This window comes from Streptomyces armeniacus, from assembly GCF_003355155.1.
Classification (GTDB): domain Bacteria; phylum Actinomycetota; class Actinomycetes; order Streptomycetales; family Streptomycetaceae; genus Streptomyces; species Streptomyces armeniacus.
Genome location: NZ_CP031320.1, coordinates 5,831,459 through 5,853,422 on the forward strand (window position 1 = coordinate 5,831,459; position 21,964 = coordinate 5,853,422).

Genomic DNA, 21,964 nt, shown 5'->3' on the forward strand with positions numbered 1-21,964 from the left:
CGCTTGAGGACGGCCCTCGGCCACGAGGGGCCTGCCGGTGGCCCCACCGCTGAGGGACCACGCGCGGCGTTGTGGCCGCCCCGGTTCGTCCTCAAACGCCGGACGGGCTTGAGTGGGTGGCCCCACCGCTGAGGGACCACGCGCGGCGTTGTGGCCGCCCCGGTTCGTCCTCAAACGCCGGACGGGCTTGAGTGGGTGGCCCCACCGCTGAGGGACCACGCGCGGCGTTGTGGCCGCCCCGGTTCGTCCTCAAACGCCGGACGGGCTTGAGTGGGTGGCCCCACCGCTGAGGGACCACGCGCGGCGTTGTGGCCGCCCCGGTCCGTCCTCAAACGCCGGACGGGCTTGAGTGGGCGGATGGATCCGATGCGGTGATCTTCCCTCCGTGCGCCCGTCGCGCGCTGCCCGCCCCCACCCGCCGGGTGACTTACGCTCGGTGCGTCCCCGCCGCCCGAGCGCGACGCGCGGCCGCAGACGCGCGGCAGCGGCTCGCGGCGTGGAGGGGCATACGCGCAGGCTCAGGTGGACGGGAGCGTGACCCGTGGCGGATCAGGCGGCAGTGCGGGGCGAGCCGATGCGACGCGGCGAGCCGCCCCGGCAGGGCGGACCGGCGCGGGACGGCGCGCCGCCCCGGCCGGGCGACCCTCCGCAGCCGCACGGCAGCGGCGGCACAACCCCCCGCTTCGCAGGCCGCGAACGCGAACTCCGCGCCCTCCGCGCCGACATCGAACGCGCGGGCCTGAGCACCCTCGCCGGCCGCCCCGCCCCGCACAGCCGCGTGCTGCTGATCGCCGGGCGCCCCGGTTCCGGCCGTACGGCGCTCGCCGAGGAGCTGGCCCGGCGGCTCACCGCCGACTATCCGGACGGCGTGCTGCGCGCCCGGCTGACCGAGCCCGGCGGCACACCCGTGCCGACCGAGCACACCGTACGGGAGCTGCTGGCGGCCGCGGGCGCCGAACCCGTCGTGGCCGGGGCCGGAGAGGACGAGCTGACGGAGGCGCTCCGTACGGTGCTCGCCGGGCGCCGCGCGCTCCTGCTGCTCGACGACGTGGCCGAGCCGGAGCAGCTCCTCGAACTGCTTCCGGAAAGCCGCGACTGCCTGGTGGTCGCCGTCGCCTCCGGACCGCTGACGGGCGTCTCCGATGTACGGCCGTGCACCCTCGGCGGGCTCGACCGGGCCGCCGCCGTCGAGTTGCTGCGTGCCCGCGCCGGGGCCGCGCCCCGTATCACCGTGGACCCGCGCCGTGCCGAGTCGCTGGCGGAGGCGTGCGGCGATCTGCCTGCCGCGCTGTGCCTGGTCGGCGGCTGGCTGGCCGCGCGGCCGAAGCTGTCGGTGTCGGACGCGACCGAGCAGCTGGAGCAGGTTCCGCCGCCGATGGACGAGCGGAATCCGGACTTCCTTGGCCGCGCCTTCCGCCTCGTACACGGCACGCTGCCGTCTCCCACCGCCCGGCTGCTGCGGCTGCTCGCACTGGCGCCGGCCGGTTTCGTGGACTGGCACACGGCCTCCGCGCTCGCCGGGTGCACGGTGCCCGCCGCGGGCAGCGCACTGGCGGAGCTGGCCGCGCTCGGCCTGCTGCACCCCGTCGCGCCCGGCTGCTACACCGTGCCGGGCTGCCTCGACCCGCTGCTGCGCGCGGCGCTGGAGGCGGCGGAGCGTCCGGCGGACGTGATGCTGGCCCGCGCCCGGATGCTGGAGCGGACCGTACGGCTGCTGCGCGCGGCCTGGGCCGCGGGTGAACCGGACGGGTCGCCCGCGCGCAAGAAGCTCGCGGGGCTGCCGCGCGATCTGCGCTTCGCGGACGCGGCGGCGGCCCACGCGTGGCTGGAGCTGCGGCGGCCCGCCATACTCGCGGGCGCCCTGGCGGCGGTCGCGGAGGGCGGTGGCGAACTGGACACCCTGGCGCGCCGCCTGATCCACGCGGTGTCCCGCGCGTACGAGACGTACCGCAGGCCGGAGGAGGCCGCCCCCGAGGTCTACCGGCTGCACGAGCTGGTGCTCGAGGTCGCCGACCGTGGCGCCGACGGCCGGCCGCGGGAACGGGCCGCCGCGCTGCTCAACCTCGCGGACCTGGACGCCCGTACGGGCCGGCTGCGGCAGGCCGCCGCCCGTTACCGCGCCGCCCTGGACGCCTCCCGCGCCGCCGGGGACACCGCCGCGACCAGCCGCGCGCTGGAGTCACTGGGCGGCGCGTACGCCGAGCTGCGGGACTGGGCGCGCGCCGCCGACTGGTACGCGCGGGCGCTCGCGCTGCGGCAGGCACACGGCGACCTGGAGGGCGTGGCGCGGCTGCACGCCCGCGTGGGCGGCGCGCACACCTGCGCGGGCCGCCTCGACGCGGCGCTCCGCGAGTGGCGCGCGGCGGCGGCGACGCACCGCAGGCTGCGCGATCCGGGCGGGCACGCCAGGGCGCTCAGCGAGCTCGCGCGAGTGCAGGAGTACGCGGGGCGGCACCGCGATTCGCTGCGCGCCTGCCGCGACGCGTTGACCGCGGCGGAGCGCACCGAGGACGTACGCCTGCAGGCGGCGCTGCGCGTACGGCTCGCCGACGCCTGCGCGCGGCTGGGCGACGAGCGGGCGGCGCGCGCCCACCGCGCGGCCGCCGAGAGGCTGGTCCGGCACGCCGGGAGCGACGCGGAGAGCGGCACCGGTACGGGCACGGGGCGCGGCACCGGTACGGGCACGGGGCGCGGCGCCGGTACGGGCACGGGGCGCGGCACCCGTACGGCTACCGGAACCGGCCCCGCCGGGGACACCGAGAGTGCCGGTCCGACGACCGGCGGTACGGACAGCGCTGTCAGTGGGCCAACCTGCGAAAGTAATAGCCATTCCGAGAAGGATTGACTCATTGCAAGGCTCGACAGGTCGGGATCCTTCATTAGACTGGTTCCGCTGTGCGCAGCCCAATGGCATCCGGCATCTGCCCATAAGGCTCATGAATGCTGATGCAGTGGGATGTGCCTGGTCCCTATCGCACTCTCTCAGTCAAGGACCGTGATCGACGTGAAGGTCGGCATCCCCAGCGAGGTCAAGAACAACGAGTTCCGCGTGGCCATCACCCCGGCCGGTGTGCACGAGCTCGTACGCAACGGACACGAGGTCCACGTTCAGCGCGGGGCCGGCACCGGCTCCTCCATCCCCGACGACGAGTTCACCGGCGCGGGCGCCGTCATCCACGACACCGCCGACGAGGTCTGGGCCACCGCCGACCTGCTGCTCAAGGTGAAGGAGCCGGTCGCCGAGGAGTACCACCGGCTGCGCAAGGACCAGACCCTCTTCACGTATCTGCATCTCGCCGCCTCCCGCGAGTGCACCGAGGCGCTGCTCCAGTCCGGCACCACGGCCATCGCGTACGAGACCGTCGAGACCGCCGGCCGCGCGCTGCCGCTGCTCGCCCCCATGTCCGAAGTGGCGGGCCGGATCGCGCCACAGGTCGGCGCGTACCATCTGATGCGTTCGGCCGGCGGGCGCGGGGTCCTGCCGGGCGGCGTGCCCGGTACGGGCGCGGGCCGCGCGGTCGTCATCGGTGGCGGCGTATCGGGCTGGAACGCCACGCAGATCGCCGTCGGCATGGGCTTCCACGTCACGCTGCTCGACAAGGACGTGAACAAGCTGCGCGAGGCCGACCGGATCTTCGGTACGCGCGTGCAGACGGTCACGTCCAACGCGTACGCGCTCGAACAGGCCGTGCTCCAGGCGGACCTGGTGATCGGGGCGGTGCTCATCCCGGGCGCGAAGGCGCCGAAGCTGGTGACGAACGAGCTGGTGTCCCGGATGAAGCCGGGGAGTGTGCTTGTCGACATCGCGATCGACCAGGGTGGCTGCTTCGAGGACTCGCGCCCGACGACGCACGCCGAACCGACGTTCCCGGTGCACGAGTCGGTGTTCTACTGCGTCGCGAACATGCCCGGCGCGGTGCCCAACACCTCCACGTACGCCCTGACCAACGCCACCCTCCCGTACATCGTGGAGCTGGCCAACCGCGGCTGGCGCGACGCCCTGCGGCGTGACGCGACGCTGGCCAAGGGGCTCAACACGCACGAGGGCGAGGTCGTTTACGGGCCGGTCGGCGAGGCGCACGGGCTGGCCGTGCAGGAGCTGAGCACGCTGCTCGGCTGACAAGTCGACCCGACGACCGCTCCGCGCCGCGCCGTACGTCTCGCACCGCACGCCGCGCGTCAACGTCGGCAACATCACGTCACCGTCTGTGTTTTGGAGGTCAAGGCCCTCCGAGGTGCGGACGGTGGCGTCGGCGTGCGCCACGCCGGGGGACGGAATCGCAAGTCAACTCGCCTTGAACATAACTGCTTAACCGATTCGCGCCCCCGCCAAACCCCGTTGACGCCCCCCTTGCGGCCTTGACATCGGGGCGTTCCATTGCCGACACATCGTGCCGTGTCCGGTGGATTGTGTTGCTGCGGACCACCGACACGCCATAGAGTCGCCAATCGTCGGCATGGTGCAACGCTGACCTGTCTGGATGTTTCCTGGTCGCCAAGGAGGTAGGACGACTTGTGAATGAGTCGACATTTACTCCCGGGGGTGGTCAACCAGGAGCGCCGGTACGGGGCCAGGGCCCCGCGGGGCCCGAAGCTGTCGGCTCCGTCGCTGTCCGCGCCTTCACTGCCCACCAGAGCCCGTCACCGAGCACGACAGCCCACCAGAGCATGGACGGCCACAACGTGAACGCCATGGCCGGCGACCCGGCGGACGGTCAGTCCGCAAATCGACTCGCCGACTACGACCCGAACTACGGCGAACTTCCCAAGGGGCACTTCTACGACCCCGACGCGGAGTACGAACCCGACCCCGAGTACGCGGCCACGCTCGCGCCCGACGCGGCGCGCCAGCGCCGCGAGCGCATCGGCCCCACGGGCCGGCCGCTGCCCTACTTCCCCATCCCGGGTCCCGTCGCGGAGCACGGCCCCGCGAAGATCATCGCGATGTGCAACCAGAAGGGCGGGGTCGGCAAGACGACCTCGACCATCAACCTGGGCGCGGCACTTGCCGAGTACGGGCGCCGTGTGCTGCTGGTCGACTTCGACCCGCAGGGCGCGCTCTCCGTCGGCCTCGGCGTGAACCCGATGGAGCTGGACCTCACCGTCTACAACCTGCTGATGGAGCGCCGTATGGCGCCCGATGAGGTGCTGCTGAAGACGGCGGTCGCGGGCATGGACCTGCTTCCCAGCAATATCGACTTGTCGGCCGCCGAGGTGCAGTTGGTCAGCGAGGTGGCCCGCGAGTCGACACTGCAGCGCGCGCTGACGCCGCTGCTGCCCGACTACGACTTCATCGTCATCGACTGCCAGCCCTCGCTCGGCCTGCTGACGGTGAACGCGCTCACCGCCGCGCACAAGGTGATCGTTCCGCTGGAGTGCGAGTTCTTCGCGCTGCGCGGCGTCGCGCTGCTGACGGAGACCATCGAGAAGGTGCAGGAGCGGCTCAACCCGGAGCTGGAGCTCGACGGCATCCTGGCCACGATGTACGACTCGCGCACGGTGCACAGCCGCGAGGTGCTGGCCCGTGTCGTCGAGGCGTTCGACGACAACGTGTACCACACGGTCATCGGGCGCACCGTGCGCTTCCCCGAGACCACGGTCGCGGGCGAGCCGATCACGACGTACGCCTCCAACTCCGTTGGTGCGGCGGCCTACCGACAGCTGGCCAGGGAGGTGCTCGCCCGGTGCCACGCCGAGTGAGTCTCCCGGCAGCCGACGAACTGTTCCGTACGACGGGGGGCTCCGCGGTCCAGCCATCGGCGCCGCAGCAGCCCAATGGTGAACCCAGGGTGCCCGCACCCGCCGGCGAGCCCGACCAGGAGCGCACGGGCGAGCACACGACGGCGAACGAGTACGGCTCGCCGTCCTCCGGCACGGCGGCGGACGCCCCCGCCGGTGGCGCCGGTTCCGGAGGCACTGGCTCCGGTGAGCACAACGGGCGCGAGCAGCAGGCGTCCGCCGGTGCGGCGGCACCGGGCACGGTGCACGGCCGGCGCGACCAGGAGCAGGGCGGCGACGGTCAGGCAGGCCGCGACGTTCAGACAGGGCAGGGCGGCCAGAGCGGGGGCCAGACCGTCGGCCCGAACTCCGCCCAGCACAAGGGCAAGGACCAGCAGGAGGGACGCCGCGCGCTCGGCCGTCCGGCTGCGCAGGCCGCGGCCGCCACCTCCGCCGCTCCGGCCCGCGGCCAGGCCAAGAGCCGCCAGGACGCGGGCACTTCCGGCCGCCGCGGACGCGGCGCGAACCGGCGGCCCAGCGGGCGCGAACGGCACGACGAGAAGATCACGGTGTACGTCTCGGCCGAGGAGCTCATGGACCTCGAGCACGCGCGCCTCGTCCTGCGCGGCGAGCACGGCCTCGCCGTGGACCGGGGCCGCATCGTCCGGGAAGCCGTCGCGGTGGTCCTCGCGGACCTCGAGTCGCGGGGCGACGCGAGCATCCTCGTACGCCGCCTCCGGGGCCGCTGAGCCGCTCAGCCGGCGCGTGCGGGATGTACGGGATGGAAACCGCAGGCGGCCGGTGGGGTGAGCCTGGACGTCCTCCCGGAGTGAAGCCCAGTACGCTGCCCCGCGATGCCGACACCTGACGACCACGCGCCACCGCCCCGCTCCGCGCGCCGCCCCCTGGGCCGCGGCCCGGGCTCTGGCGCGCCCGGCGGCAGGGGCGCGACGGGGCTGGAGCCCGTACCGGCGGGGGCCGAGCCGGAGGCGGATGCCGGGAGCGGGGCCGGTCCCGAACCCGTGCCGGGTGCCGGGCCGGGTCCTGCGTACGGTCCTGAGACAGGGCCCGGTCCCGAGCCGGAGCCGGAGCCTGAGCCCGAGCCGGACCCTGAGCCGGAGGCCGAGCCGGAACTCGAACCCGAGTCGGTCCCGGAGCCCGGACCGGAACCCGGGGACGGCGGGCCAGACCCCGAGCCGGAACCGGAGGCCGAGCCGGAGGCGGACCCCGGGGCTGGAGACGGTCCCGAACCCGGACCGGGTGCCGGGCTTGGTCCTGCCTACGGACCTGAGGCAGGGCCCGGTCCCGAGCCGGTCACGGAACCCGGACCGGAAGCCGAGGCGGCAGCCGGGCCGGACGCGGAGCCGGAGGCCGGGGACGCCGCCGACGGCGAGGCCGCCGCCGAGGAGGACGCCGTCGACGACGGCCGGTTCAAGGTCGTGCTCGACAACTTCGAGGGCCCGTTCGACCTTCTCCTGCAGCTCATCTCGAAGCACAAGCTCGATGTGACCGAGGTGGCGCTGTCGCGGGTCACGGACGAGTTCATGGTGCACATCCGGGCCATGGGGCCGGACTGGGACCTCGACCAGACGACCGAGTTCCTGGTGGTCGCGGCGACCCTGCTGGACCTCAAGGCGGCGCGGCTGCTGCCCGCCGCCGAGGTCGAGGACGAGGCGGACCTCGCGCTGCTGGAGGCCAGGGACCTGCTGTTCGCGCGGCTGCTCCAGTACCGCGCGTACAAGGAGATCGCGGACATCTTCGCCGACCGGATGACCGCCGAGGCCCGCCGCCACCCCCGTACGGTCGGCCTCGAACCGCACCACGCCGAGCTGCTGCCCGAGGTGGCGCTGAGCATCGGGCCGGAGGGGTTCGCGCAGCTCGCCGTGAAGGCGATGCAGCCCAAGCCGAAGCCGCAGGTGTACGTCGAGCACATCCACGCGCCGCTGGTCAGCGTGCGCGAGCAGGCCGAGGTGGTGGTGTCCCGGCTGCGGGAGCTGGGCGAGGCCAGCTTCCAGCAGCTCGTCGCCGACGCACCGGACGGGCTCACCGTCGTCGCGCGCTTCCTGGCGCTGCTGGAGCTGTACCGCGAGCGTGTGGTGGCGCTCGACCAGGACGAGGCGCTGGGGCCGCTCACCGTCCGCTGGAGCGGCGGTGATGAGGAACAGCCGCTGGTGACGGACGAGTTCGACCAGGAGTCGCCGCAGCCCGCCCGGCGGCAGGAACCAGAACCAGAGGATGAGCCGTGAGCGAAGAGCCGTACGAGACCCCGTCGCCGGAACCGGAAACGGAATCCGAGCCGGACGACGAGACCGGCACCGCCCCCGAGGGCGTCGCCGCGCTCGACCTCAAGCCCGCCCTCGAAGCCGTCCTCATGGTCATCGACGAGCCGGTCACCGAGGAGCATCTCGCCAAGGTGCTGGAGCGGCCGCGCCGCGCGGTGTCGGACGCGCTGCGCGAGCTGACCGACGAGTACGCGCAGCAGCACCGCGGCTTTGACCTGCGACTGATCGCCGGCGGCTGGCGCTTCTACACGCGCCCGGAGTACGCGGCCGCGGTGGAGAGCTTCGTACTGGACGGCCAGCAGGCCCGGCTCACGCAGGCCGCGCTGGAGACGCTGGCGGTCGTCGCGTACCGGCAGCCGGTGAGCCGTTCCCGGGTCTCGGCGGTGCGCGGAGTGAACTGCGACGGCGTCATGCGCACGCTCCTCCAGCGCGGTCTGGTGGAGGAGGCGGGCGCGGAACCCGAAACAGGTGCGATCCTGTACAGGACGACGAACTACTTCCTGGAACGGATGGGCCTGCGTGGCCTGGACGAGCTCCCCGAACTCGCGCCCTTCCTCCCCGAGGCGGACGCGGTGGAGGGGGATACGCAGGAGGGAATGCCGTCGTTCGACGTAGACGACAGCGCAGACCCCCAGACGACGGACCATTGATGCGAAGCAGCGGCAGTAACACCGGTAAATCCGGCGGTAACCGAAACACCCAGGGTGGAGGAAAGCAGGGGGCGGCACGCGGTGGCGCGTCCCGGGGGAGCGACGGCGCGAAGCGTTCCGGATCCGCACGGCTCCGGCCGGAGGAGCGGCGCCACGAGAAGAGCGGCCACCCCGCGGCCCGCGCCGGCGGCGCGAGCGCCCCGGGCACGAAGCCGGGCGCCAAGGGCGGCCCGAAGGCCGGGCCGAAGTCGGGTCCGAAGAGCGGCCCGAAGACCGGCGCCAAGGCAGGCCAGAAGCCGGGCCCGAAGACCGGCCCCAAGGCCGGGGCCAAGCCCGGCGGTGCGAAGTCCGGACCGAAGACCGGCCCCAAGGCCGGTGCAGGCAAGGCGGCCGCCGGCGGCGCCCGTACCGGCACCGGCGCCCCCAAGAGCGTCACCAAGAGCGGCGCCCCCAAGGCCCGCGCCCGCAGGACGTCGGCGCCCGCGCGCCCCCGCGAGTACGAGGCGCAGATCGAGGAGCGGAACAGGGCGCGGCACAGCAAGCCCGCCGTCAAGCTCCCGAAGACGTTCGGCGAGGAGGAGGGCGAGCGGCTGCAGAAGGTCCTCGCTCGCGCGGGCATGGGCTCGCGCCGCTCCTGCGAGGACCTGATCGAGCAGGCACGCGTCGAGGTCAACGGCGAGATCGTGCGCGAGCAGGGCCTGCGGGTCGACCCCGCGAAGGACGAGATCAAGGTCGACGGGCTGACCATCGCCACCCAGTCGTACCTGTTCTTCGCGCTGAACAAGCCCGCCGGCGTCGTCTCCGCCATGGAGGACCCGGAGGGCCGCCAGTGCCTCGGGGACTACGTGCAGAACCGGGAGACCCGGCTGTTCCACGTCGGGCGCCTCGACACCGAGACCGAGGGCATCATCCTGCTCACCAACCACGGTGAGCTGTCGCACCGCCTCACCCACCCCCGTTACGGCGTGAAGAAGACCTATCTCGCCGCGATCCAGGGCCCCATCCCGCGCGACCTCGGCAAGCAGCTGAAGGACGGGATCAAGCTGGAGGACGGGTACGCCCGCGCCGACCACTTCAAGGTCGTCGAGAACACCGGCAAGAACTACCTGGTCGAGGTCTCCCTGCACGAGGGCCGCCGGCACATCGTCCGCCGCATGCTGTCGGAGGCGGGCTTCCCGGTCGACAAGCTCGTACGGACGCGCTTCGGCCCGATCCCGCTGGGGGACCAGAAGTCGGGCTGGCTGCGCCGGCTGACCAATACCGAGGTCGGCATGCTGATGAACGAGGTCGGCCTCTGACCGTGCCGTCCACGTCTCCGTACCCGTCCCGGCCCTCCGGCGCGTTCCTGGACCCCGCCCTGCCCGATCTGGCCCCCGTGCTGGCGGAGCAGGAGCGGGACCACCCGCTGGTCTTCGCGACCGTGTCCGGCGCGCACCTGTACGGGTTTCCGTCCCGCGACTCCGACGTCGATCTGCGCGGTGTCCATCTGCTGCCCGCCGCCGACCTCGTCGGCCTGCGGGAGCCGGAGGAGACCCGGTCGCGGATGTGGGTGCGGGAGGGCGTCGAGATGGATCTGGTGACGCACGACCTGCGGAAGTTCGTACGGCTGATGCTCCGGCGCAACGGATACGTGCTGGAGCAGCTCCTCTCCCCGCTGGTCCCGCACACCACGGACACGCACGCCGAGCTCGTCGCGCTGGCGCCCGGCGTGCTCACCCGGCACCACGCGCACCACTACCGCGGGTTCGCCCGTACGCAGTGGCGGCTGTACGAGCGGAACGGCGGCCTCAAGCCGCTGCTCTACACGTACCGGGTGCTGCTCACCGGCATCCACCTCATGCGCAGCGGCGAGATCGTCGCCCAGCTGCCGACGCTGCTCGGCAGCGTGCCGGAGGCGCCCGCGCGGCTGCCCGCGCTGATCGAGGCGAAGGCCGCCGCCGAGCACGGGTCGGCGGACGGCCTGGCGGACACCGAGGCCGTACGGGCGGAGGTGGCGGCGCTGCACGCGGTGCTGGACGAGGCGCAGCAGGCGTCGCGGCTGCCCGGGGAGCCGTCCGGGTACGACGCGCTCGACGAGCTGGTCGTACGGGCGCGGCTGCGGGGGGTCTAGCGCCGCGCGGGCTGTCCGCCGGGTGGTCCGCCGGGCGGCTCGGCCGCCGCCGAGGCGCGGCGCACGGCGAGCAGGAAGTCCTCGACGCGCGCCGTGTCCGGCTCGGGCGGCAGCGGCGTACGGGCCGCCGCGTCGTCGGCCTCCGCGCGGAGGCGCCGCATCCACGACTCGACCTCGGGCCAGGGCAGTTCGCCGTGTTTGACCGCGAGCAGCCGTTCCCGGTGCGCGCTGACGTCGAGCCGCAGCTCGCCCGTACGCAGCAGGTCGCGGCAGCTCATCAGCAGCCGCACCAGGTGCATCGCGTGCTTGCCGCGGGGCGCGCCGTGCCGGCGTACGTCCGCCTCCAGCTTCCGCCGCTGCCCGTCCGCGTAGCCGACGAACGTGCGGTGCGCGTGCCGGGACAGGAACGCGCCCCGCAGCTCCAGCAGCGCGCGGCCGGTCGCGTCGGCGTGCTCGACGAGCGGGGAGTGGAGGCACTCCAGGATGTTCGGGTTGGCGCGCAGCGCGAGGACGCAGAAGCGCTCCAGTTCCCAGGAGAACTGCTCCTCCGCGGGACCCTCCACATGCGTCGGCGGCTTGTCGAGGCGCCAGAACAGCGGCGTGGGCGCGGCGAACACCCCTCTGCGATCGGTGTCGCTGCCGTCCGTGGCGAGGCCGAAGGCGCGCGAGCCCATGACGCACGCGTAGACGGTGTGGTCGCGTACGAGTGCGTGCGGCCCGTACGCCGGGGGCCCGTGCGCGACGGGCCCGTACGCAGCCGCCGCGGCGCCGTCGTCAGAGGTCACGGCGCCATCATCGCAGGGTCACGTACGGGCCCGGGTCTCGCCGGTCGGACGCGGGGCGCGTACGGGCCGCACCCGCATTACGCTGGCCGCCATGCAGGACAGTCAGGGGCGATCAGGGACAGTGCGGTACGAAACGGTGCGGCGCGGTACGGCTCCGGGCGGACGCGGCTGCGAGCAGAGGAGCACAGGTGGCGGTGCGGGCGGTACGTGGCGCGGTGCAGCTGGACCGTGACGAGTCGGACCACATGGGCGTCCGCGTCTCCGGACTGATCTGCGCCGTGCTGCGGCGCAACCGGCTCACGCCCACCGACCTGATCAGCGTGTGGTTCACCGCCACCCCCGACCTGCACAGCGACTTCCCGGCGGCCGCGGCACGCGAGCTGGGCATCGTGGACGTACCGCTGATCTGCGCGCAGGAGATGGAAGTCGAGGGCGCGATGCCGCGGGTCGTGCGTATCCTCGCCCATGTCGAGACGGATCTCGCACGGGACGAGGTCCAGCACGTGTATCTCGGCGCCGCCTCCGCTCTCCGCAAGGACATCGCACAGTAAATGCGTACCGCTCTCGTCATCGGCACCGGACTCATCGGCACCTCTGCCGCGCTCGCGCTCGCCGCCCGCGGCGTACGCGTCCACCTGCGCGACCACGACCCGGAGCGGGCCCGTACAGCCGCCGCGCTCGGCGCGGGCACCGACCGGGACCCGGAAGGGCGGGTCGACCTCGCGCTGGTGGCCGTGCCGCCCGCGCGGGTCGCCGAGGCCGTCCTGGAGGCGCAGCGGCAGGACGTGGCCCGCGGCTACCTCGACGTCGGCAGCGTCAAGGGCTCACTCCGCGGCGATCTGCGCGCGGGCGGCTGCGACCCGGCGTCGTACCTCGGTACGCACCCCATGGCCGGCAGTGAGAAGTCCGGGCCGCTCGCGGCGACCGCCGACCTGTTCGAGGGGCGGCCCTGGGTGCTCACGCCGACCACCGAGACGGACACCGAGGTGCTGAACCTCGCCCTGGAACTCGTGGCGCTCTGCCGCGCCGTCCCGGTGGTGATGGACGCGGACGCCCACGACCGCGCCGTCGCGCTCGTCTCGCACACCCCGCAGCTGCTGTCCAGCATGGTCGCGGCCCGGCTGGAGAAGGCCGACGAGACGGCCGTACGGCTGTGCGGCCAGGGCATCCGCGACGTCACGCGCATCGCCGCCTCCGACTCCGCGATGTGGCTGGACATCCTCGCCGCCAACCCCGGCCCGGTCGCCGACGTCCTCGAGGAGCTGGCGGCCGACCTGGAGGGCACCGTACAGGCGCTGCGCGGGCTGCAGTCCGCGGACGAGGAGAAGCACGGGAACAGCTCCCTCGCCCTCGCCAACGTGCTGACGCGCGGCCGGGAAGGCAGCGCGCGGGTCCCCGGCAAGCACGGCCAGGCACCGGCCACGTACGAGACGGTGGCCGTCCTGATCAGCGACCGCCCCGGCGAGCTGGCCCGCATCTTCGCGGACGCGGGCGCCGTCGGCGTCAACATCGAGGACGTCCGTATCGAGCACGCCACCGGCCAGCAGGCCGGGCACGTACAGCTGATGGTCGAGTCCGGCGCGGCCCAGTCGCTCGCCACGGCGCTGCGCGAGCGCGGGTGGGCACTGCGCACGCAGTGACGGAGGCACCGCGGCAGCCGGTAGCCTTGTGCGGGGCCGCCGTGCGGCCCGATCCCCGTACGCCGTCCCCGTACCACCGCCCCGCGCCCGTGCATCGAGAAAGGTCACACCCACCGTGCAAACCGCACCGGCTCCCGTCATCGTCGCCATCGACGGCCCCTCCGGCACGGGCAAGTCCAGCACCTCCAAGGCCGTGGCCGCCGAGCTGGGCCTGAGCTACCTCGACACGGGCGCGCAGTACCGCGCGATCACCTGGTGGATGCTGTCCAACGGCATCGACGTCGAGGACCCCGCCGCCGTCGCCGCCGCGGCCGGCAAACCCATGATCGTCTCCGGCACGGACCCGGCCCTGCCCACCATCTCGGTGGACGGCGAAGACGCCTCCGGGCCCATCCGTACGCAGGAGGTCACCGCCGCGGTCAGCGCCGTCAGCGCGGTGGCCGAGGTGCGCGCCCGCATCACCGGGCTGCAGAGGTCCATCGCGGCGGAGGCCGCGGAGGGCGGCCCGTCCGCGGAGGGCAAGGGCCGGGGGATCGTCGTCGAGGGCCGCGACATCGGCTCGACCGTCCTGCCCGACGCCGACCTCAAGATCTTCCTGACCGCCTCGCCCGAGGCGCGCGCCGCGCGCCGCAGCGGCGAGCTGCGCGGCAAGGAGGGCGCGGACCTGGCCGCCACCCAGGCGGCGCTGCTGAAGCGGGACACGGCGGATTCGAGCCGTAAGACGTCCCCGCTGAAGAAGGCGGACGACGCGGTCGAGGTGGACACCACCGAGCTGACGCTGGAACAGGTCGTCGAATGCGTGGTGACCCTCGTCAAAGAGAAGCAGCTGGCCGAGTGAGCGACGACGTCCCACCACCCAGGGGCGCGGCGGTCGGACGCCGGATCGGGACCGGCGTGATGTACGGGCTGTGGCGCCCGCGCGTGCTCGGCGCCTGGCGGGTCCCGGGCAGCGGCCCGGTGATCCTGGCCGGCAACCACGCGCATCTGATCGACGGCCCGATGCTGCTCGGCACCGCGCCGCGGCCGGTGCACTTCCTGGTCAAGAAGGAGGCGTTCACCGGTCCGCTGGACCCGTTCCTGCGGTCCATCGGCCAGGTGAAGGTGGACCGGAGCGTTCCGGACCGGGCGGCGATCGGCAGGGCGCTGAGCGTGCTGGAGCGCGGCGGTGTCCTCGGGATCTTCCCGGAGGGCACCCGCGGCAACGGTGACTTCGGCGAGGTGCGTGCCGGGCTGGCGTACTTCGCCGTACGTTCCGGCGCGCCCGTCGTGCCGGTGGCGGTGCTGGGCACCGCGGAGCGGCGCGGCCGGGTCGTGGGGGCGCTGCCGCCGCTGCGGGGGCGGGTGGACGTCGTGTTCGGCGAACCGTTCGCCGCGGACGACGGCAGCGGGCGCCGTACCCGTAAGGCCCTGGACGCCGCGACCGCGCGCATCCAGGAGCGGCTGACACGGCACCTGGCGGACGCCAGGCGCCGCACCGGCCGCTGAAACTGAACATGACTGTGAACGAGGACGAGACCATGAACGACCAGACCCAGTCCGGCGACGGGCACGAGCACGGTGAGCTCGGCGACGCCGAGTACGCGGAGTTCATGGAGCTCGCCGCCGAGGAGGGCTTCGACGCCGAGGAGGTGGAGGGCGCGCTCGGCGAGGCCGGCCACGGCCCGCTGCCCGTGCTCGCCGTCATCGGCCGCCCGAACGTCGGCAAGTCGACACTGGTGAACCGGATCCTCGGCCGCCGCGAGGCCGTCGTCGAGGACCGGCCCGGCGTCACCAGGGACCGTGTGACATACGAGGCGGAGTGGGCCGGCCGCCGGTTCAAGGTCGTCGACACCGGCGGCTGGGAGCAGGACGTGCTCGGCATCGACGCGTCCGTGGCCGCGCAGGCGGAGTTCGCGATCGAGGCCGCCGACGCGGTCGTGTTCGTCGTGGACGCCAAGGTGGGCGCGACGGACACCGACGAGGCCGTGGTGAAGCTGCTGCGCCGGTCCGGCAAGCCGGTGGTGCTGTGCGCCAACAAGGTTGACGGGCCCTCCGGCGAGGCCGACGCGGCGTACCTGTGGTCGCTCGGCCTCGGCGAGCCCCAGCCCGTGTCCGCGCTGCACGGGCGCGGCACCGGCGACATGCTCGACGAGGTGCTGCGCGTCATGCCCGACGCGCCCGCCGAGACCTTCGGTGCCGTCCTCGGCGGACCGCGCAGGGTGGCGCTCATCGGCCGCCCGAACGTCGGCAAGTCGTCCCTGCTGAACAAGGTCGCCCGGGAGGACCGTGTCGTCGTCCACGAGATCGCCGGCACCACCCGCGACCCGGTGGACGAGCTGATCGACCTCGGCGGCAAGACCTGGAAGTTCGTGGACACCGCCGGTATCCGGCGCCGAGTACACCTCCAGGAGGGCGCCGACTACTACGCCTCGCTGCGCACCGCCGCAGCACTGGAGAAGGCGGAGGTCGCGGTCGTCCTCATCGACGTCACCGAGCCGATCAGCGTGCAGGACCTGCGGATCATCAGCATGGCGGTGGACGCGGGACGGGCGCTCGTCCTCGCGTACAACAAGTGGGACACCCTCGACGAGGAGCGCCGCTACTACCTGGAGCGGGAGATCGAACGCGACCTCGTCCAGGTGCAGTGGGCGCCCCGCGTGAACGTGTCCGCGCGTACGGGCCGCCACATGGAGAAGCTGGTGCCCGCCATCGAGACCGCGCTGGAGGGCTGGGAGACGCGGGTGCCGACGGGCCGGCTGAACGCCTTCCTCGGCGAGATCGTCGCGTCGCACCCGCACCCCGTACGGGGCGGCAAGCAGCCGCGCATCCTCTTCGGCACGCAGGCGGGCACGAAGCCGCCGCGGTTCGTGCTGTTCGCCTCGGGCTTCCTGGAGGCGGGCTACCGGCGCTTCATCGAGCGGCGGCTGCGCGAGCAGTTCGGCTTCGAGGGAACGCCGGTGCACCTGTCGGTACGGGTGCGGGAGAAGCGCGGCAGGAAGAAGTAGCCGGACCCCGGGGCGGCGGGCCTGGGCCTCCGGGCTCAACCGCCCGGAGGCGAGCGGCCCCCTCGCGAGCCAAAGGGCGCGCCGGTGTCGAGAGTGACGAGGCCGAGGGAGCGAGGGACGAGCGACCGCGGGCCGACGGAGTGTCGACGCCGGGTACAACCGCCCGGAGGCGAGGGATCCCCTCGCGAGCCAAAGGGCGCGCCGGTGTCGAGAGTGACGAGGCCGAGGGAGCGAGGGACGAGCGACCGCGGGCCGACGGAGTGTCGACGCCGGGTACAAGTGCCCGGAGGCGAGGGAGGAGTAGCAGTCACAACCCGTAGCGGTGGCCGTCCCGTGGGGCGGGCGGCAGCGCGGCGGGGAGTGCTCCGCCGCGCTGCCGCAGGGTGTCGCCCCAGCGGCCCGTACCGGTGCCGTGCACCGTCCCGAACCGCTCGAACCTGAAGTCCTCCTCGCCGGAACGGTCCCCGGGCAGCGCCCGGAACAGCCGCCTGTACTCGGCGTACAGCGCGTCGTAGATCGGCGTACCCGATCCGCCGGGTGATGCCGTGTCAGGCTCGCGCATTCCGGGGAGGTGGCTCTGGCCGAGATGGTTCCGTACGGGGGAGGAGGGTTCGTAGGGCTGCACGACTGGTCAAACGACCACGCCGCCCGGCGGATGCGGGCCCGCGCGGCGAATGACCTGTTCGCAGGGTGTACGAAGGCAGCGCGGGCCCTCCGTTACGACGGCTCGCGCCCTCCGCGCCGCGCCGCTCAGGTGCCCGCGAGCGGCATCGAGCCCGCCACGAGGGCACCGTGCGCCGCGGCCCGCTCCAGCGCCTCACGCAGCAGGTCCTCGCGCGGCTGCTGGCCGATCGAGCCGACGGGGGCGGCGTACACCAGCACCGTGTGGCTCTTGTTCGCCGCGGTGCGCCAGCCGTCCGTGACGTCCAGCGGCTGGTGCGCCTGCCACCACGACACCGGCTGGCTGGAACCCGCCGGTGGCGGCTGCAGGATGCCGTGCAGCTGGCCCATCGCCAGCAGCACCGACCAGCCCTCGATGGGCGCGGGCACCTGGTCCAGGTTCATCACGGGGTGGAAGCCCTGCTCGATGAGGAGCGGCAGGAAGTCGTCGCCGGGGCCGTCCGAACCGGGCCGGGCGATGGGCCCGTTCGGCTCGACGACGATGGCGGGGTGCAGCGTGTCGCCGATCAGCACCTGCCCGCAGGTCACGCCGAGGACGGCCTGCCGGGGCGCGGCACCGGCCGCGCTCTCGGGGGTGGCGGGCGTGCTGTCGGCGGCGCCGGGGCCTCCGCCCGCAGTCGCGGGCTGGGTGCCCCCGTCCGGCACCGGCTGCTGGCCGATCTGCTGGCCGATCTGCGGGCCGGGCCGGCCTCCGGGCTGCCGGCCGGCCGGCGCACCGGGCTGGCCGCCCTGCTGGCCCGCCTGCTGGCCGGTGATGGAGCGTACGGCGCCCTGGAGCTGTTCCTCGGAGACCGAGACGACCTGCGAGGGGACGCACGTGGCGTGGGCGAAGGCGAGTACGGCCGTCTCCTCGCCGACGAACAGCACCGTGCTGGTGCGCTCGCGCTCGGTGTCGCCGGGGGTGCGGCAGGAGGTGCAGTCGTAGCTGCCCGGGGCGTTCTCCCCGGCGAGCAGCCGGGTGGCTTCGTCTTCGCCGATCTCGGCGCGTACGTCTTCGCTGACGTCGAGCATGGGGGGCACGGGGGACTCCTGGCTTCTTGCGGTTCGGACTTGCGGGTTCGGGCTGGTCTGGGAAACGAGGTCGGGATGGTGCCGGCCGGCCAGGCTGGTCAGGCTGACCGGACGGGTACGCCGGCCAGGCTGGTCAGGCTGTCGGGCCGGACGGCGCTCGGTTCTGTCCGTAGGGCTGATCCGTAGGGCTAACGGGTGCGCGGTGCTCGCGGTCACGCGTCGGCGCCCGGTCAATCGCCGCATCGGGCTACGTACGGGGCCGACGTGCGGGCCCCTGCGCCCGGCGCCGTCTGCTCCGACCGGGTGGGGCGCCGTGGCCGTGCGGGCGCGGTGGGACGGGACACGCCGAGGGCCGTGCCTAGCGTGTGCCGATGCCGCAGATGTGTGTTCGTATGCGTGCCGGAGCCGTAGTCGCCGCAGCAGTGACCGCCGTGCTGCTGCCCGTCTCCCCGGCCTACGCCACTTCCGCCGAACCCCGATCCGAGCAGCTCCCCGCAGCAGCCGACTGTGCGTCGGACGGCTGGCCCTGGGGCTGCATCGCCCAGTGCGAGAGCAACGGGCGCTGGGACATCAACACCGGTAACGACTTCTACGGTGGGCTCCAGTTCTGGCAGCCCACCTGGGAGGCCTACGGCGGGCTGCGCCACGCGCCGCGCGCCGACCTGGCCACCCGCGAGCAGCAGATCGAAGTCGCCGAACGCGTCGTGGCCGAGCAGGGCTGGGGCGCTTGGCCCGTCTGCTCTGCCCGCTACGGCCTGCACGGAAAGGAGGGCGCCGGCTCCGGATCCGGCGGACTGGACGACGCCGGCGAGGACGGCGCGGACGTCACCGAGGAGGGCCCCGTCGGGGCCGGCGGCGCCGATCCGAGCGGTGGCGTGAGCGACGGGACGGCGCGCACCCACGTCGTACGGGCCGGGGAGTCGCTGTGGGCGATCGCCCAGATGTACGGGCTGCCGGGCGGCTGGCCGGAGCTGTACGAGGCCAACCGCGAGGCGGTCGGGCCGCTTCCCGACGTGCTCGCCATCGGCACCGAACTGGAGCTGGACGAGGACTAGTTCCCGGATTCCGCCACGGGGCGGCTCGGACGGCTCGCCGCTGAACGCGACCGTCCCGCGCCGCAGTTCGTACACCACGGCCGTCGCGGCCCGCAGCGCCAGTGTGAGGTGCTGCGGGCCGCGACGGCCGTACGGCTCACCGCGAAGGTCACGAACGTTCAGAACCGGTCGTCGTCGGTCGCGAAGGACTACAAGAACGCGCCACGTTGCCGCAACGCGCTCCGGGCGACCGGCAGCAGCCGTAAGCACGAGGACACGGACCACCTCGCGGTGTGCGGCAGTGGCAGCTGGAGGGCCGGGCCGCGGCGAGGTGGTTCGCGGACGCGGCGGAGTCCTGGACAGGTCAGGAGGAGATGACCGAAAACTGCTATACGGTCCCACAGCTCGCGTACCGTCCCTGACATCTTTCGCTCGTCAGCGACCGTCCCCGAACGCCAGTGAAGGCAATGTGATCGTCAGGGTTCCCATCAGCGCCTCACAATGTCAGAACACTTACAGAACAAGGTGGTGAATCGGGCCAACCCCGGCACGCCTTTTGGGGTCTATCCAGGTGTCAGGCGGTCAGTGGGGGAACTGAGCGCGCGGCCCCGTGGAATCTGGGAAAGATGCGCAATTCGCTACGAGACCGCACATTCCACCCCCGCATGCTCGGAGGACTCTCCGCATGACCCTGCCGAGGACCCCCGGTGAGGGCGGCACTTCGCCTGCCTCGCCCGGCTCGCACCCTCCGCGCACCGGGCTGAGAGCCGACTGCACCGCGGACACCGCGGGCGGCCTGACCTTCGACCTCGTGCTGCCGGACGGCTCCGCGGCCGGCCGCTGGGACGCCGCGCTCCTGCTGGAGAGACGCCCGCCCGGCCGCCGCGCCCCGGCCCACGCGTACGCGCCCGCGGGCGCCCACGCGCCCGGCGCCGCCGCCCCCTACGGCCACGCCGCCCCGGCCGACCGTGCCGACTCCGGTGAGCACGCCGACCCGTTCGCGCCCGGCGACGCCACCGACACCGCCGACCACTGGGTGCGCCTGCCGCTTTTCCCGTTCGGCGAGGACCGGCTGCGTGCGGCACTGCCGAGCACCATGACGCTGGCCGAGGGCCGCTGGGACGCGTACGTCGCGCTCGGCGAGGACGAGCCGCAGCGCCTGCGCCCCGGACTTCTCGACCTGCGCTCGCTCGGCGAGCGGGACCCGAGCGCGCACCGCACCTGGCTCGGCGTACGCATCCCGTACGCCGCCCGGCAGGGCGACCTGGCCGTACGGGCCTGGCTGCGCTGGCCGCACGCCGAACTGCAGGAACTGCGCGTCGCGGACGGCGGCATGAGCCTGCGCGGGCGGCTGTTCGGCGCACCGCTCGACGAAGGCGCCCGGCTCGAGGCGCGGCTCCGGAGCGGCGCCGAGTGCGTCACCGCCGGCGTACGCGAGGCGCCCGGCGGCGGCACCGGCTTCAGCGCCACGCTGCCCTTCGACGCCCTGTTCGACGCGTCCGACGCCGCACTCCACGCCGCCGCCCCGGCCGACGGCACGCGCGCACCCCGCGTCTGGGACGTGTGGCTGCGCCCCTCGGACGGAACGGCGCCGGTACGGGTGGGCCGCATCCTGGACGACGTTCCGGACAAGAAGCGGACCGTCGTCTATCCGTCGCACTCCGCCGCGGCCGGCACGGCCACCCCGTACTACACCCGCGACAACGACCTCGCGGTGCGGCTGCAGAGCCCGCCCGGCTGAGCCGCGGGCGCTCCCCTTGCGGACCGTGGGTGTCCGCAACCGCTGCCAGACTCGAGGCATGTTGGAGACCTCGGCACGGCTGCTGCGACTGCTCTCACTGCTTCAGGCACACCGCGAATGGTCCGGCGGCGACCTTGCCGACCGCCTCGGCGTCACCCCGCGCACGGTGCGCCGCGACATCGACCGGCTGCGCGGCCTCGGCTATCCGGTCCACTCCAGCACCGGCACCGCCGGCGGCTACCAGCTGGGCGCGGGCGCCGAACTGCCGCCGCTGCTGCTGGACGACGAGGAGGCCGTCGCTGTCGCCGTCGGGCTCCAGGGCGCCGCGAACGGCGGCGTGCAGGGCATCGAGGAGGCGTCCGTACAGGCACTCGCCAAGCTGGAGCAGGTGCTCCCGCACCGGCTGCGCCGCCGGGTCAGCGCGCTCAACGCGTACACCGTGTCGATGACCCGCGAGTACCGCGGCCCCGCCGCCGACCCGCGCACCATCACCGAACTCGCGCACGCCTGCCGGGACCACGAGCGGCTGCGCTTCGAGTACCTCTCGCACGACGGCACGCCGTCGCGCCGCACCGTCGAGCCGTACCGGCTGGTGAGCAGCCACCGCCGCTGGTACCTCGTCGGCTGGGACACGGACCGCGGGGACTGGCGTACGTACCGGGCCGACCGCATCACCCTCAAGCCGCCGCACGGCCCCCGCTTCGCCCCGCGCACACCGCCCGCCGAGGACCTCGCGGCCTGGGTCTCCCAGGGCGTGTCCACACGCGCGTACACGGAGCAGGCGACCGCCCTGCTGCGGGCGCCGATCGAGGAGGCGGCCGAGCACATCTCGCCGACCACCGGCACGCTGGAGGCGGTCGACGAGCACACCTGCCTGCTGCGTACGGGCGCGCACTCGCTGGACGTCATGGTGATCCACCTGCTGATGCTCGGCATCGACTTCGAGGTACGGGAGCCCGCGGCGCTCGTGGACCGCGTCCGGCTCGCCCGTGACCGCCTGTCGCGGGCGCTGGGGGAGCCCGAGGGGGCGGACGCGGTGGCGGGTGCGCCCTCGGCCGCACCCGGCCGCGAAGGGGCCGGCGCGGGGACCGGTGCAGAGGGAACTCACCGCCGCGGCTGAGCCGTTCGGCACGTCGCGTGCGCGCGCGAGACGCTATTCCCGTGCGCCCGCGGAAACGGAATTGGGAGCACCGCAATTTCTCCGGAAGCCCCGGTGAGAGGCTTTTCTCCGCGGATAAATACGACTGGTCGAAAAGCCACGTTCGGGTGACAAACACAACTCCGAACAGACCGCGGCCCGTGACACAAGTGTGACGAGGCAACGATAG

At 73.5% G+C, this 21,964-nt stretch carries 19 protein-coding genes and 1 pseudogene; 17 read left to right on the forward strand and 3 right to left on the reverse strand.

From position 1 onward, the window contains the following. Positions 1 to 574 precede the first annotated feature (574 nt). The 8 genes from DVA86_RS25420 (at position 575) to DVA86_RS25455 (ending at position 10,760) form a co-directional block, all read left to right on the forward strand. The gene (locus DVA86_RS25420; RefSeq protein ID WP_208885137.1) at positions 575 to 2,845 is read left to right on the forward strand and encodes a tetratricopeptide repeat protein; all 2,271 of its coding nucleotides are present in this window, start codon (positions 575 to 577) and stop codon (positions 2,843 to 2,845) included. Positions 2,846 to 3,004: 159 nt separating this feature from the next. Beyond that, positions 3,005 to 4,120 (forward strand): alanine dehydrogenase, encoded by a 1,116-nt coding sequence (gene ald / locus DVA86_RS25425; RefSeq protein ID WP_208885138.1) that lies wholly within the window; start codon positions 3,005 to 3,007, stop codon positions 4,118 to 4,120. 395 nt (positions 4,121 to 4,515) lie between these two features. Continuing rightward, positions 4,516 to 5,700: a ParA family protein gene (locus DVA86_RS25430; RefSeq protein ID WP_208881744.1), complete on the forward strand. Its 1,185-nt coding sequence runs from the start codon at positions 4,516 to 4,518 to the stop codon at positions 5,698 to 5,700. Beyond that, the gene (locus DVA86_RS25435) at positions 5,697 to 6,467 is read left to right on the forward strand and encodes a hypothetical protein (protein ID WP_208881746.1); all 771 of its coding nucleotides are present in this window, start codon (positions 5,697 to 5,699) and stop codon (positions 6,465 to 6,467) included. Before DVA86_RS25430 ends, DVA86_RS25435 begins: the two co-directional genes overlap by 4 nt. Before the next feature lie 105 nt (positions 6,468 to 6,572). Then, positions 6,573 to 7,964: a segregation/condensation protein A gene (locus tag DVA86_RS25440; protein WP_208881748.1), complete on the forward strand. Its 1,392-nt coding sequence runs from the start codon at positions 6,573 to 6,575 to the stop codon at positions 7,962 to 7,964. Further along, positions 7,961 to 8,650 (forward strand): SMC-Scp complex subunit ScpB, encoded by a 690-nt coding sequence (gene scpB / locus DVA86_RS25445; protein WP_208881749.1) that lies wholly within the window; start codon positions 7,961 to 7,963, stop codon positions 8,648 to 8,650. Before DVA86_RS25440 ends, scpB begins: the two co-directional genes overlap by 4 nt. Next, entirely contained in the window at positions 8,650 to 9,948 is a 1,299-nt protein-coding gene (locus DVA86_RS25450; protein ID WP_208881751.1) for a pseudouridine synthase, read from the forward strand. The genes scpB and DVA86_RS25450 overlap by 1 nt, the downstream gene beginning before the upstream one ends. A 47-nt stretch (positions 9,949 to 9,995) precedes the next feature. Continuing rightward, complete coding sequence (locus tag DVA86_RS25455) at positions 9,996 to 10,760, forward strand: nucleotidyltransferase domain-containing protein (RefSeq protein WP_208885140.1); 765 nt, start codon at positions 9,996 to 9,998, stop codon at positions 10,758 to 10,760. On the opposite strand, the gene DVA86_RS25460 is transcribed toward DVA86_RS25455, so the two are convergent. Beyond that, a complete protein-coding gene (locus DVA86_RS25460; RefSeq protein ID WP_425470927.1) occupies positions 10,757 to 11,545 on the reverse strand; it encodes a nucleotidyltransferase domain-containing protein in 789 nt (262 codons plus the stop codon). The two genes, DVA86_RS25455 and DVA86_RS25460, sit on opposite strands and share 4 nt — an antisense overlap. Positions 11,546 to 11,733: 188 nt before the next feature. Between DVA86_RS25460 and aroH the strand changes: the two genes are divergently transcribed. From aroH to der, 5 genes are all read left to right on the forward strand, one after another. Continuing rightward, on the forward strand, positions 11,734 to 12,096 hold the full coding sequence (gene aroH / locus DVA86_RS25465; RefSeq protein WP_208881753.1) for a chorismate mutase: 363 nt from the start codon (positions 11,734 to 11,736) through the stop codon (positions 12,094 to 12,096). Continuing rightward, on the forward strand, positions 12,097 to 13,185 hold the full coding sequence (locus DVA86_RS25470; RefSeq protein ID WP_208881754.1) for a prephenate dehydrogenase: 1,089 nt from the start codon (positions 12,097 to 12,099) through the stop codon (positions 13,183 to 13,185). Between the two features lie 115 nt (positions 13,186 to 13,300). After that, positions 13,301 to 14,023: a (d)CMP kinase gene (cmk, locus tag DVA86_RS25475; protein ID WP_245997127.1), complete on the forward strand. Its 723-nt coding sequence runs from the start codon at positions 13,301 to 13,303 to the stop codon at positions 14,021 to 14,023. Next, positions 13,981 to 14,670: a lysophospholipid acyltransferase family protein gene (locus tag DVA86_RS25480; protein WP_208881757.1), complete on the forward strand. Its 690-nt coding sequence runs from the start codon at positions 13,981 to 13,983 to the stop codon at positions 14,668 to 14,670. Before cmk ends, DVA86_RS25480 begins: the two co-directional genes overlap by 43 nt. Before the next feature lie 32 nt (positions 14,671 to 14,702). Then, complete coding sequence (gene der, locus DVA86_RS25485; RefSeq protein ID WP_208885143.1) at positions 14,703 to 16,169, forward strand: ribosome biogenesis GTPase Der; 1,467 nt, start codon at positions 14,703 to 14,705, stop codon at positions 16,167 to 16,169. A gap of 307 nt (positions 16,170 to 16,476) precedes the next feature. Here der and DVA86_RS25490 read toward each other — a convergent pair whose 3' ends face one another. Next, a complete protein-coding gene (locus DVA86_RS25490) occupies positions 16,477 to 16,731 on the reverse strand; it encodes a hypothetical protein (protein ID WP_208881759.1) in 255 nt (84 codons plus the stop codon). Between the two features lie 188 nt (positions 16,732 to 16,919). After that, positions 16,920 to 17,861, reverse strand: a complete 942-nt coding sequence (locus DVA86_RS25495; protein WP_208885144.1) for a hypothetical protein — start codon at positions 17,859 to 17,861, stop codon at positions 16,920 to 16,922. 392 nt (positions 17,862 to 18,253) lie between these two features. Between DVA86_RS25495 and DVA86_RS35520 the strand changes: the two genes are divergently transcribed. From DVA86_RS35520 to DVA86_RS25510, 4 genes and pseudogenes are all read left to right on the forward strand, one after another. Continuing rightward, positions 18,254 to 18,916, forward strand: a complete 663-nt coding sequence (locus DVA86_RS35520; protein ID WP_245997128.1) for a LysM peptidoglycan-binding domain-containing protein — start codon at positions 18,254 to 18,256, stop codon at positions 18,914 to 18,916. An 87-nt stretch (positions 18,917 to 19,003) separates the two neighbouring features. Continuing rightward, positions 19,004 to 19,317 (forward strand): annotated as a pseudogene (locus tag DVA86_RS35525) (ABC transporter substrate-binding protein); the annotation flags it as partial. A gap of 263 nt (positions 19,318 to 19,580) precedes the next feature. Next, positions 19,581 to 20,636 (forward strand): hypothetical protein, encoded by a 1,056-nt coding sequence (locus tag DVA86_RS25505; RefSeq protein ID WP_245997131.1) that lies wholly within the window; start codon positions 19,581 to 19,583, stop codon positions 20,634 to 20,636. A 58-nt stretch (positions 20,637 to 20,694) separates the two neighbouring features. Next, positions 20,695 to 21,756: a helix-turn-helix transcriptional regulator gene (locus DVA86_RS25510; RefSeq protein ID WP_208881760.1), complete on the forward strand. Its 1,062-nt coding sequence runs from the start codon at positions 20,695 to 20,697 to the stop codon at positions 21,754 to 21,756. Positions 21,757 to 21,964 lie beyond the last annotated feature (208 nt).

Bases quoted from the DNA above. Each gene is read 5' to 3' on its own strand.
- DVA86_RS25420 (WP_208885137.1), top strand. From the start codon at position 575: ATGCGACGCGGCGAGCCGCCCCGGCAGGGCGGACCGGCGCGGGACGGC.
- DVA86_RS25440 (WP_208881748.1), top strand. From the start codon at position 6,573: ATGCCGACACCTGACGACCACGCGCCACCGCCCCGCTCCGCGCGCCGC.
- DVA86_RS25450 (WP_208881751.1), top strand. From the start codon at position 8,650: ATGCGAAGCAGCGGCAGTAACACCGGTAAATCCGGCGGTAACCGAAAC.
- DVA86_RS25470 (WP_208881754.1), top strand. From the start codon at position 12,097: ATGCGTACCGCTCTCGTCATCGGCACCGGACTCATCGGCACCTCTGCC.
- DVA86_RS25480 (WP_208881757.1), top strand. From the start codon at position 13,981: ATGCGTGGTGACCCTCGTCAAAGAGAAGCAGCTGGCCGAGTGAGCGAC.
- der (WP_208885143.1), top strand. From the start codon at position 14,703: ATGAACGACCAGACCCAGTCCGGCGACGGGCACGAGCACGGTGAGCTC.
- DVA86_RS25490 (WP_208881759.1), bottom strand. From the start codon at position 16,731: ATGCGCGAGCCTGACACGGCATCACCCGGCGGATCGGGTACGCCGATC.
- DVA86_RS25495 (WP_208885144.1), bottom strand. From the start codon at position 17,861: ATGCTCGACGTCAGCGAAGACGTACGCGCCGAGATCGGCGAAGACGAA.
- DVA86_RS35520 (WP_245997128.1), top strand. From the start codon at position 18,254: ATGCGTGCCGGAGCCGTAGTCGCCGCAGCAGTGACCGCCGTGCTGCTG.
- DVA86_RS25505 (WP_245997131.1), top strand. From the start codon at position 19,581: ATGACCCTGCCGAGGACCCCCGGTGAGGGCGGCACTTCGCCTGCCTCG.
- DVA86_RS25510 (WP_208881760.1), top strand. From the start codon at position 20,695: ATGTTGGAGACCTCGGCACGGCTGCTGCGACTGCTCTCACTGCTTCAG.